Origin of the sequence: Candidatus Lernaella stagnicola (assembly GCA_030765525.1) — a bacterium.
In the GTDB taxonomy this organism is placed as follows: Bacteria; Lernaellota; Lernaellaia; order Lernaellales; family Lernaellaceae; genus Lernaella; species Lernaella stagnicola.
Genome location: JAVCCK010000002.1, coordinates 106,174 through 115,573 on the forward strand (window position 1 = coordinate 106,174; position 9,400 = coordinate 115,573).

Annotated in this window: 11 protein-coding genes; 7 read left to right on the plus strand and 4 right to left on the minus strand. The window is 53.6% G+C overall.

Annotated features, from left to right (window positions below):
* Entirely contained in the window at nucleotides 1-354 is a 354-nt protein-coding gene (locus P9L99_00485; GenBank protein ID MDP8221807.1) for a thioredoxin family protein, read from the minus strand.
* A 237-nt stretch (nucleotides 355-591) separates the two neighbouring features.
* Between P9L99_00485 and P9L99_00490 the strand changes: the two genes are divergently transcribed.
* The 5 genes from P9L99_00490 (at nucleotide 592) to P9L99_00510 (ending at nucleotide 4,926) form a co-directional block, all read left to right on the plus strand.
* Nucleotides 592-2,001: a sigma 54-interacting transcriptional regulator gene (locus tag P9L99_00490; GenBank protein MDP8221808.1), complete on the plus strand. Its 1,410-nt coding sequence runs from the start codon at nucleotides 592-594 to the stop codon at nucleotides 1,999-2,001.
* A 740-nt stretch (nucleotides 2,002-2,741) separates the two neighbouring features.
* Nucleotides 2,742-3,059, plus strand: a complete 318-nt coding sequence (locus P9L99_00495; protein MDP8221809.1) for a metalloregulator ArsR/SmtB family transcription factor — start codon at nucleotides 2,742-2,744, stop codon at nucleotides 3,057-3,059.
* Between the two features lie 31 nt (nucleotides 3,060-3,090).
* Nucleotides 3,091-3,312 carry a hypothetical protein gene (locus tag P9L99_00500; GenBank protein MDP8221810.1) on the plus strand — a complete coding sequence of 74 codons (222 nt, stop codon included), beginning with the start codon at nucleotides 3,091-3,093 and terminating at the stop codon, nucleotides 3,310-3,312.
* 18 nt (nucleotides 3,313-3,330) lie between these two features.
* Nucleotides 3,331-4,434, plus strand: coding sequence for a hypothetical protein (locus P9L99_00505; GenBank protein MDP8221811.1), 1,104 nt, complete (start codon nucleotides 3,331-3,333; stop codon nucleotides 4,432-4,434).
* Between the two features lie 45 nt (nucleotides 4,435-4,479).
* Complete coding sequence (locus tag P9L99_00510) at nucleotides 4,480-4,926, plus strand: rhodanese-like domain-containing protein (protein MDP8221812.1); 447 nt, start codon at nucleotides 4,480-4,482, stop codon at nucleotides 4,924-4,926.
* Between the two features lie 338 nt (nucleotides 4,927-5,264).
* On the opposite strand, the gene P9L99_00515 is transcribed toward P9L99_00510, so the two are convergent.
* Together P9L99_00515 and P9L99_00520 are read right to left on the minus strand one after the other, a co-directional pair.
* Nucleotides 5,265-5,606, minus strand: a complete 342-nt coding sequence (locus tag P9L99_00515) for a hypothetical protein (protein ID MDP8221813.1) — start codon at nucleotides 5,604-5,606, stop codon at nucleotides 5,265-5,267.
* Nucleotides 5,607-5,860: 254 nt separating this feature from the next.
* Nucleotides 5,861-6,772, minus strand: a complete 912-nt coding sequence (locus P9L99_00520; GenBank protein ID MDP8221814.1) for a collagen-like protein — start codon at nucleotides 6,770-6,772, stop codon at nucleotides 5,861-5,863.
* 471 nt (nucleotides 6,773-7,243) lie between these two features.
* Between P9L99_00520 and P9L99_00525 the strand changes: the two genes are divergently transcribed.
* Nucleotides 7,244-8,479: a hypothetical protein gene (locus P9L99_00525; protein ID MDP8221815.1), complete on the plus strand. Its 1,236-nt coding sequence runs from the start codon at nucleotides 7,244-7,246 to the stop codon at nucleotides 8,477-8,479.
* Between the two features lie 84 nt (nucleotides 8,480-8,563).
* On the opposite strand, the gene P9L99_00530 is transcribed toward P9L99_00525, so the two are convergent.
* Nucleotides 8,564-8,743, minus strand: coding sequence for a hypothetical protein (locus P9L99_00530; GenBank protein ID MDP8221816.1), 180 nt, complete (start codon nucleotides 8,741-8,743; stop codon nucleotides 8,564-8,566).
* Nucleotides 8,744-9,212: 469 nt separating this feature from the next.
* Between P9L99_00530 and P9L99_00535 the strand changes: the two genes are divergently transcribed.
* Nucleotides 9,213-9,400: hypothetical protein (locus P9L99_00535; GenBank protein ID MDP8221817.1), on the plus strand; the 188-nt coding region annotated here is incomplete at its 3' end.

Sequence of the window (9,400 nt, forward strand, 5' to 3'; positions counted from 1 at the left end):
CTAATTGTTGGTTTTCGTTACCGGCCGTTCCGGCCGTCTGTCGAAAAACGTGGTTTCAATCCCTGTGCGCAAGGTGGATTCACGCTGCATGCCGATCCACCGTTGTGCTTCTTTGCCGTTGCGAAACACCGCCAGGGTGGGCAACGCATGGATACCGAACCGCTGGGCGAGTTGCTCGTGTTGATCCACGTTGACGCTGACCATCACCACCTTTCCCGCGAATCGGCTTTCGAGTCGCTCGATGATTGGTTCCTGCAGGTGACAGGCCGCGCACCATGGCGACGTGAAGAAGACCAAGACGGCACCCTTGTGCATCGCGTTTTCGAATTCTTCGCTCGACGAAATGGTCCACATGATCAGCGGCGTGGCCTCCGCGGGATTCGCCTCGTTTCTCCTTAGCCTTGAGGTATACAAAGACCGTGCCGAGGGGTTGAACGAGAGGCGCGGCAGACTTCGTTCATAAAAGCTGTTGTTTTAGTGGAGAAATTTCATGAACCGGTGTCAGCTTGACAGTGACCGGGGTAACGAATTACGCTCAGCAGGCGTTACGGTAACGTTACGGTAACGTTCTCGTAACGCAGGGAGACAACCGTGGCACAAACACCACAAGACCCGCAAACCCCTGATTTCGCGGAACTTCTCTTGGATTCGATGGCTGATGGTGTCTTCACCCTCGACAAACAGGGGCACATCACCCGCTGGAACCCCGCTATGGAGAGAATCTCCGGTTACGCCGAAAACGAGGCGCTTGGGAAACCGTGCACCATCTTGTCGTTCAACCGCTGCCTCGGCCAGAACTGCCCTGCCGGTTTCGCTGAATGTGGAATCCTCGACCACGGCAACTTCGACGGGAAAGAATGCTTTTTGCGGCACAAAGACGGACACGATGTCTCGGTCCTCAAAAGTGCGCGGTTGTTGCTCGACAGAAACGGCACGGTGACCGGTGTGGTCGAAACCGTGACCGATCTGGCCGATTTGTACGCGGCGCGGCGCGAGCTCGAACAAGCCTCTCGCCGGTTGAAAGAGATGCACAGCTTCGACAACATCATCGGCAAAAGCAGCGCGATGGGCGATTTCTTCACCGCATTGGAAGCCGCCGCCGCCAGCGAGGCCACCGTGTTGATCCAGGGCGAAAGCGGCACGGGCAAAGAACTGGCCGCCATTGCGCTTCACTTCAACGGGTCGCGGTCGGAAATGCCCTTTGTCCCGGTCAATTGTTCGGCATTGTCTGAGTCACTGCTGGAAAGCGAGTTGTTCGGACACATCCAGGGAGCGTTCACCGGCGCCATTCGCGACCGTATCGGCCGCGTCGAACAAGCCGATGGCGGCACGCTGTTTTTGGACGAAGTGGGCGAGATCAGCCCGCTGATCCAACTCAAACTGCTGCGGGTTCTCCAAGAGCGCGAAATCGAGCGCGTCGGCGAATCCAAAAAGCGGAAAATCGACATCAGAATCATCGCAGCCTCCAACAAGGACCTTTTTCACTTGGTCGAGATCGGGAAGTTTCGGCAGGATCTGTTCTACCGGCTCAAGGTGTTTCCGATCACGCTGCCGCCGTTGCGCAAACGCAAAGAGGACCTGCAACTGTTGATCAGCCATTTCATTGCGCGCCAAAACGAAAAGACCGGCCGGCAGGTCACCGACGTCACGCCGGCGGCGATGCGCATCCTTTTCGACTACCCCTGGCCGGGCAACGTACGGGAGTTGGAAAACGCCATTGAACACGCGTTTGTGTTGGTGGACGACCACTACATCGACGTGTTTGACCTGCCGGTCGAGTTACGGCAATTCGAGTACCGCCCGGGCGTCGCCGCGCGCGCGCTACCGCCTTCTTCACCGCTTTCGCGAAAGCAGTTGACGCGGCAGGAATTGGTGCGGCTGCTGGAAGAGGCGTGGTGGAACAAGGCCGAAGTCGCGCGCCGGTTGGGCGTGAGCCGCACCGCCGTGTGGAAGTACATGAAAAAGTGGGATATCCCTTTAAAAAAGCCGGGCGATTGTTAGTAGCGCCCTGACTCGCCCCCAGTGACTCGCTCGGCGATAGCCGCTTCGACTGGGATGGCTAGGCCCGAAGTTTCGTTTCAAAATGCAGCGTCCCAAGCGGGAGGTGAAGATGCGGCCCAGCGCGCCCAATCGGGGCTGGCAAATCGACATGACCAGCTTCGCATTGGCTGCAGGCGAACTTCGAGAAGTGGCTGATCGAACCAAAGGCGGGAGTCTTCGTGGGGGTGAACCGGTGGTCGATTTGGAGGCTTTTCGCAAACAAGTACAAACGAAAAAGCCGGTAAATCCAACGACTTACTGGCCTCTAACTAGAACAGGGTGGACGGGACTCGAAGGCGTCCGGTAACAACCCGCTAACCATACGACATGACGGTACTTTTCCAATCTTCTTCACCCGTTGCACGAGGATCCAGAACGCCGGATAGTTCCGGTAATTTCCTTTCATTTCCCGCTACGGCCCATCATTTTGGGCACGGTTTGGGCACGCTACTTGGTCACGAATCGCTTGACCCGTATTTCTCTCCGTTGCGATGCGTTCTCCCCGGAAAACTCACATGCACAATGGACCGGAAGGTGGGAGCAGAGCATGATACCGTAACCGGGGGCGGTCAGCCGGGACAGGCGAAACAAAAACGCACCATTTACGCCAATAAATGGCGAATTGACATCCGAGCGCGAATCGGATAACTTAGCCGCGCTTAATTTCGTAATTACGTAATCTTGTAAATATCGGGTTTTTCATGAAAAAGATTTCCGAGCTTCATGCGAACATCTGCCAGGTCTTCGCCAATCCGGTGCGGATCGAGATCGTCGAAGCTCTGATCGAGAGGGAGCACACGACCAAGGAATTGGCCGAGATCATCGGCGCCAGCGCCGTGAACATCTCGCAGCACATTTCTTTGATGCGCAACCGCAACATGGTGGTCAGCACACGGTCGGGCCATTTCGTTTATCACCGGCTGACCGCAGACGAGATCAGACAAGTTTTTTCGATCGTTCGCGGTTTTTTGATTTCAACATTGGAAAAATCCGGTCGCCTCGCCCAAGAGCTCCGCTGACCGACCCATGATTCCGATAGGAGGTCATTCAATGAAACGACACAGCGCAAGATTTGCCGTTTTCTTCATCGCTTTTTTCGTCTTTTTGCCGATGACGTTTTTTTCGGCGGTGTCGGCGCCGGCGGCCGAAGAACCAGTGGATCAATGCGTCAAGTGCCACACGAGTTCCCGCACACTGATCAAGATCGCGCGCGAGATTCGCAAGGCCTGCCCCGAACCGGCGAAGTCAACCGAATCCAAAGGAGAGGGGTGAGGTGGAGAGCTGGCTCCGTTGGAGCTACACGAAAAGATCTTTGTCGATTCCGAGTTTCTTGATACCACCCACGGCGAGATCGGTTGCGCCCAGTGCCACGGCGGCGACAACACCCTCGCCGATTGGCGCAAAGCTCACCGCGGTGTGCATCGCGATCCCTCCGCCAGCCGCCTCGCAGAAGCCTGCGGCGAGTGTCACGAAGATGAGGCCAAAACCAGCCACGACAGTCTCCATTTCTCGCTGCGTCCGTTTTTCAACAAGGTGATGGCCCGCACCGACCCGACCGACTCGACGACGATCCACGGTGTCATGGCAGGTTTCACCAACCACTGCACACAATGCCACGCCAGTTGCGGGCAGTGCCACATTAGTCGCCCCGACGCTTTGGGTGGCGGTTTTTTGGAAGCACACCTCTTCCAGAAAAAGCCCCCGCAAAGCCAAACATGCACCGCCTGTCACGGCTCTCGCCTGCAAAAAGAATACGAGGGCAAAAACGAAGGCATCCCGGCCGACGTCCACAAGAAGAAGAAGTGGATGAAATGCTCCAAGTGCCACACTGGTGACGAAATGCACGCGGCGACAGAACACGGCCGCGACCGCCATGACGCCTCCCACGCCGCCAGTTGTCTGGACTGCCATGAGGACGTCGTCTCTCCCGACAACGCGGTGGAAATGCACCAGGTGCACGGCCGGAATTTGCAGTGCCAGGTCTGCCATAGCCTGCCGTACAAGAACTGCGCCGGTTGCCATGTTGGCAAAGACAAGCACGGCCTGACGTATTTCAAGCTAGATAAAACGTGGATGGCCTTCAAAATCGGCAAAAACACGCGGATCAGCCCGCGGCGGCCGTATCGTTTCGCGGTCGTGCGCCACGTGCCGGTCTCGCCGGAATTGTTCGACTACTATGTCAAAAACGGCCTGACGAATTTCGACGCGGCGCCGACCTGGAAACTGGCCGCGCCGCACACCATCCAGAGAAACACGCCGCAAGCGGCAAGCTGCGATGCCTGTCATGGTCATCCAGAGTTGTTCTTGCGCTCGGAGGATGTTGACCCCGAGCTACGCAAGGCCAACAAGAAAGTCATCTTGAGCGATGACGAGGTGCCCGCACGTCAAGAATAGAACCGTAACCGACGAAACCCCTTTCCAACCGAAGGAGTAGAGAGCATGAACCGATTCCTGAAAACCACGTTGTTGCTTGCCGTATTCGTTGGATTCGCGATGGCCAGTATTGTCCACGCCGAAGAGGCTGCCAAGGTCTACACAGCCGACGAGCTCGCCGCCGAGGCAAAGGCCCTGACGAACTGCATGGAAGTCGCCGCGACCAAGGCCGCCGTCGACGCCGGCAAGTTCGCTGTGATTCTCGATGTGCGCGAGGCCAAAGAATTCAAGGCGGGGCACATTCCCGGTGCGATCAACATTCCGCGCGGCGTGCTCGAGTTCAAGATCGCTGACAAAATCGCCGACACCGCCACGCCGATCCTTGTGTACTGCAAAAAGGGTGGCCGGGGCTGCCTGTGTTGCGTGCAACTCATGAAAATGGGTTACTCCGCCGTCACCAACCTGGACGGCGGTTGGGAAGCATGGGAAAAGGCGGAATATCCCGTCGAATAGTCCAATCCAGGTTTGACGGCTCGACCGCAAAGTTGTGCCGGACCGGTAGCGAAAGACAGCGGCGCTTGGGAACAAGTCTCAGGCGCCGTTTTTATTGCCTGTCCCTCGCCAAAGCTCGTCCGTTAATGAAATCAACAAGTTGTGGCCACGCCGAAATCTCCCTATTCTGTCGGGATGAAGACGCGAAACCAGCGACCGTCAATATCATGATTTCGAGCAAGATTTTCTTGCCAAAAGCATTTCAAGGCAATCACGAAAAAACAAGTGAAATCAACATGGACGAAATTTTCGGAACCCACGAGGTCAATTTTGCATTCATATTGACAGCGTAGCCCGCTTCAGACACACTCGCAACGTATTGATTTCATTGACGGATGAGTTTTGGCGAGGGACAGGTTCGCCGGGTAAACAAATATTCGACCGCCTTCGAGGTTGTCACCCTTGATGATCACGCCGTCGGCAATGCGTCCCTGGTGCGTGGGAGAGTCGCCGATGATGTATTCGATGGTTGGGCCCGTTCCCATGCTATCGTCGTCGTCGTCGGAATCGTCATCATCGGCGTTATGACTGGCGTCGTCATCGCCTGCGCTGCCTTCCTCGCCACAACCCACGATGACGGAAAATCCGAACAACAGCCCAAAAACCACTGCCGCCAACATCAGAAAACGAACGGTTTGCATTTTACCCCCCCCCTTAGTATTGCGAGCTTTGCCAGTATGGAAGTTAAATCGTCCTATGCGATACACCCCCACTTTAAAAAAGTAAAGCAATCCTCGTCAAGCTGATTTTTCACTTTCCTTTATTGCCCTGCCGCATCCTGAAGCAGCAGGGCAAGATCAACAGGATGCTCTTAATTCGCTTCACTTATTTCTCCACCATACCCAATTTCGGGCCGGATCGATTTTTCGAGAACTACGTCCTTTCGCATGGACTACTAATTCGCAGTTAAACAGAGTGCCTGTACATATATCGTATTCGAAGACGAGTAACGATTGTAAAACGTACATCGGCAATTCTCACCGGCGTACTTAGGACGGACACTACCTAGATGAACCCATTTCGATGAATTAGACCAGCATTTGCACCCCACCACACTATCTCCAGAATTACATGCTGGGGATTGCACTGCTGACCAGTCGTCGGGCGAAACGGAAGCCAATACCTCACTGGTCAAGTATGTGGAGAAAGATGAGCTCGGACCACTCGGGCCTTGGGGACCAGTTGCACCGGCAGAACCTTGAGGACCAGAAGGACCACGCGATCCTGTTGGGCCACTTGGGCCTTGAGGACCGGATGCGCCATCATCGCCCTGGGGACCACTAGGACCAGGCTCACCTTGAAGCAAATTGGCGTCGGCTTTATCAGATTCGTCACCGTTCGGAGACACGATGTAGAACTTCAGGTCGTCATAGCCCTGGTCGAAGTACCATTCCTCAACATCCCAATTCTCTGTAATAAGCAATGCTTCGATTTGTTTGTCAGTCGAATTCGCTTCAACAACCGGCAACTCCATTTCAAGTTCGGGATGGTTCGCCGGAAAAACGAAGACCCGACCGTTTTGGAGGTTCTCTCCTTTGATGATCACGCCATCAGCAATTCGCCCTTGGTGGGTGGGCGAATTTCCGATGATGAATTCGATGATCGGCACGATTGCACCGCTGTCATCATCGTCGCCCGGATTGATCGAATCGTCATCGCCGTCGTTGTTGCCCGTGTCGTCGTCGTTGTTGTCGTCATCACCTGCGTTGCCGCCATCATCGCCGCCGCCATCTGCACACCCGACGACGAAAGGTACCGCGCCAAAAAGAATAACGATCAACAGCCAAAAAAACCACCTGTTTGCCATCTGCTCCCCCTTTCAAGTGTTAAATCGATTTCGCCATAAACTCCATCTATTCAACACCAATAAGTGTCCTGTTTTGAAAATCTGCGCCGACAATAGATAGGTTGTGAGCACGAGTAACAAAGACCGATTTGTTTGTCAATCGAGAAATGAAACTACCTTTATTGGACCTGGGATGCCGGAAAAATACCCGGGGAAACTCGCATGCACGACGAACCTAAAACTGGGAGCGGACCAGCCTGTCCCTCGCCAAAACTCGTCCGTTAATGAAATCAACATGGACGAAATTTTCGGAACCCACGGCCCTATTTTGGCCTGGTCATTCTCAATAAGGACAATTCAGCCATCTGGACGCCTGCGTTGACATGCTCGTTTTATGACCGTCGGCTTGCAAAACTGTAATCAGATTTCCCTTGCCGATAAAAAGCCCGGAGTGCTAAACTTCTGGTTCAAACTCGTTCTTGGAGAAAAGCCATGAATATTCGGTGGGCGATCTTGCTCGTGGTCCTTGCTTTGTTGGTCGGGTTCCTGTTCGTTGTGGCCTGTGGCGACGATGATGATGATTCAGGGGATGATGATGACGATAGCGGCGATGATGACGATGATGATTCAGGGGATGATGATGACGATAGCGGCGATGATGACGATGATGATTCAGGGGATGATGATGACGACACGGATATCAGCTGGAAAGTGGAAACGATCGATAACGACAGCGGCTATCTTGCCTCGATCGATTGTGACAGCCAGGGCGCTGTTCACGTTGCCTTTTACGACAGCGACTATGAAGGCTTGATGTACGCCAACAACAAAACCAAGACCTGGCAAAAAGAAAAAGTAGCAGACCTCGACTTAACCAGTATGGACATATTATATAAGCCCGTCATTCAGTTAGACACCGACGGCCATGTTCACATCGTCTACGTTTCGAAAGTTGATACCGTTCCAACGTTGCTTCGCGCGACCAACGCCTCCGGCTCGTGGGCAACCGAAGCCATCAAAGAGTCCGGTAATATTTTCCAGATCGACTTCGCTTTAGATAGCAACGACGATTACCACATCACACACGGGTTCTTGGGAACTGGAGTTGAGTATTTTACTAATAAAACCGGTTCCTGGGATGTCACCTTAATCTCGGACATTGGGCATGAGCATGCCATCGCCATTGATAAGGACAACGACGTGCATATTTGTTACTCGGAGATGATACGGCTCGTGTACACGAACAATAAAAGTGGCTCCTGGTCAGATGAGACGATAAGGGAAGGGGATGGGCAAGGTTTTCTAAGGAATACGCAAGGTTTGTCGATCGCGATGGATTCTTACAACAAGGCGCATGTCAGCTTTTACGATACAGGAGAAGAAATATATGAGGAAGGCCCTTATTACTCGACCAACGCGAGTGGTACATGGGAATCGGTCGATTTAGATCCTGAATTTATCAGCAGTACGGCGCTGGCGTCTTCGATAGCAATTGACTCGGACGGTTTTCCGCACATCGTCATGAGAAAAAGCTTTTACGGCATTTACGCCACAAACAAATACGGCAACTGGGTTGTTGAAAGAATGTACGACATGGAAGGAAACCTTATGGACGGACGATTCGACATGGCGCTTGATTCCGAAGACTACATCCACATGGTCTACGGTTATAAAGCTCAAGAAGAGCCCGAAAGAATCTATCATATCGATTACGTGACGAATAAGTAGACTTCCCATCGCATGTTTCGCGAGGGCGGTAATTAATTTGATCTCATTCCATTCAGGCAAGCCGTCCGGACGGCCAGACGGCTACTAAAAATCGTCATCATCGGGGGTCGGGATGCTTTTTGAGGCTTCTTGTAATAAAGCCCGGTGGCGGTCCTCGATCTGTTTCTCTGCTTCGCGGGTCGGCTGGGCTAGACCTTCCATAAGGCGGTAGCTACCTTCAACAAATTTCTCCGTCGTTTCACGACTGGCAAACCCATCACGCAAGGTCGGCACCTTAATTTGTACCGGTTCCTTATCGGGAATCCGGATTAATTCGAATGCTACCTACGCCACGAGCCGATAGCTGTGATGCAGGCCATTCATAACCGGTGTTGCCACCTGTCCCTCGCCAAAACTGATCCGTCAATGAAATCAACAAGTTGTGGCCACGCCGAAATCATCCCTATTCTGTCGAGATGAACGCGCAAAACCGAGGTTGAAATCACCCACGATCTAGTTTTGGCGAGCCACAGGTCAAAACACGCCGAAAAGACCGTGTGGTGAAGATCGAGCGGAAACTGATTGTTGGAACGAAACCTCAACTGGAAGAAGCCCTGTTCAATTCCGAGGATTCCTGGACCATCAACACATCCTTCATCGAGCGGCACAATCTGACGATACGGCAGGGCTCTGTTCCTATCTGGGTCGGCGAACGGCGTGCCATGCCCGGGATCGGGATCATCTTGACGGCAATATGGCCTTGCTGATGTGCCATTACAATTTCATTCGACCGCATTCGGCCTTGAAATTCGGAAAAGAAACCAGAACACCGGCCATGCAGGCCGGAATCGTTTCACAGAGGCTGAGCTTCCGGGACGTCTTCACCTGTCGGGAGCTTCTCTTTTTGTGCCTGCTCATCTGGATGCTGATCCAGCGTCAAAA

What these genes read in the sequence shown, in the direction of transcription:
- P9L99_00495 (MDP8221809.1), top strand. Translation starts at nt 2,742, where the DNA reads ATGAAAAAGATTTCCGAGCTTCATGCGAACATCTGCCAGGTCTTCGCC.
- P9L99_00525 (MDP8221815.1), top strand. Translation starts at nt 7,244, where the DNA reads ATGAATATTCGGTGGGCGATCTTGCTCGTGGTCCTTGCTTTGTTGGTC.
- P9L99_00485 (MDP8221807.1), bottom strand. Translation starts at nt 354, where the DNA reads ATGTGGACCATTTCGTCGAGCGAAGAATTCGAAAACGCGATGCACAAG.
- P9L99_00500 (MDP8221810.1), top strand. Translation starts at nt 3,091, where the DNA reads ATGAAACGACACAGCGCAAGATTTGCCGTTTTCTTCATCGCTTTTTTC.
- P9L99_00520 (MDP8221814.1), bottom strand. Translation starts at nt 6,772, where the DNA reads ATGGCAAACAGGTGGTTTTTTTGGCTGTTGATCGTTATTCTTTTTGGC.
- P9L99_00515 (MDP8221813.1), bottom strand. Translation starts at nt 5,606, where the DNA reads ATGCAAACCGTTCGTTTTCTGATGTTGGCGGCAGTGGTTTTTGGGCTG.
- P9L99_00510 (MDP8221812.1), top strand. Translation starts at nt 4,480, where the DNA reads ATGAACCGATTCCTGAAAACCACGTTGTTGCTTGCCGTATTCGTTGGA.